General features: G+C 67.1%; 1 protein-coding gene. It reads right to left on the bottom strand.

What is annotated here, in order from left to right; all coding sequences use genetic code 11:
* Positions 1 to 1327 (bottom strand): DUF5801 repeats-in-toxin domain-containing protein (locus FJ949_RS30500; protein ID WP_210242149.1); only part of this gene is annotated, 1327 nt, incomplete at both ends.

Raw genomic sequence — 1327 nt, 5'->3', positions numbered from 1 at the left:
GTGGTCGCCGTCTCGTCAAGCGCTACCGTAACGCCGGTGGCGGCGACAGCCGTCACCTTCGGCCCGTCATCGTCGAAGACGATCTTGGCGCCGATGGCGAGCGACTGGCTGACTGTGTCGCCGTCGAAGTCGGTGACGGTGACCACCGCATTGATCTTGCCGGACAGGTTGACCGGCTCGTCATAAGAGCCGGCCGAACCGTTGCCGGCCAGCGGATGCTGCAGCGACAGATATTGTGCCGTCGAGATATGGCCGGTCTGGTCGACCGAGACCGCGAAGGCAATGGCGCCGCCGGGATTGGCCGTACCGTTCGCGTTGTCGACGCGGCCGACGATCAGATTGCCTTCCTTGAACAGCGAGATCTCGTGCCCGTCGGTCGTCTTCAGGCCCGAATCGGTGCCTGGCTCTGCAACCGAAAGGCTGAGCACGGCCGCGCGCGGCTCGTCCGTGCCGGGCAGCGAGCCGAACAGCACCACCGGCAGGTTGCCATGCGCATAGCCCAGGCTTGCCGGGCCCAGTCCAAGCGAATCGAACTGGTGCGCGACCGAGGCGCTGCTGGTGTCGTCGTTCTGGTTGCCCGCCGTCTCGTCATGCACGACCGACACGCCGGTCGCGGTGATGAACACCTGCGGCACGTCGTCGACCACGGTGACCGTCGCCTTGCCGGTCAGCGTGACCGTATCGCCGTCGCCGTCCTTGGCCTGGAACACCGAGCCGAGGTCGATGCCGGCCACGCTGCCGCTGCCCAGATGCGTCTGCAGCGCGGTGTTCTGGTCCGATGTTCCGGTCGGCGGTGTGACATGGTCGAGCTGGTCGAACTGGCGTACCACAAAGGCGCCGCTCGAGGCGTTCAGCGTCACCGTCATCACGGTGCGGTCGCCAAACGGGTTGTAAGCGCCGTTGTGGTTGCTGTCGGCAAAGCCGACCAGCGTGTTGCCCTGGACCATCCAGCTCAGCTCGGCGCCCTTCGACGACAGCCCGATCGCCGTCAGGTCTGCGGCCGCCGTGCCGGTGAAGCCGAAACCGCCGCCGGCGGCCGGGCCGTCGGCGCCGAAGTCGACAAGCCCGTTCAGCGAGCCGGATGCGATCGCCGCACCCAGCGGGAACTCCGTGCCCGAACCGTCGCCGGACCCGTCATAGGGCGAGGTTCCCTGCGACAGCAGGCTGGCAATGTCGTCCTCGTCGATCGTCACCGGCGCGGCATGGCCGCTCAGGACCTTCGGCCCGTCGTCGTCGAAGACGATCTTGGTGCCGATGGCGAGCGACTGGCTGACTGTGTCGCCGTCGAAGTCGGTGACGGTGACCACCGCATTGATCTTGCCGGACA

The sequence above is a fragment of the Mesorhizobium sp. B2-4-1 genome (assembly GCF_006442185.1).
Classification (GTDB): Bacteria; Pseudomonadota; Alphaproteobacteria; order Rhizobiales; family Rhizobiaceae; genus Mesorhizobium.
This window is presented reverse-complemented; position numbering and strand designations above follow the sequence as displayed.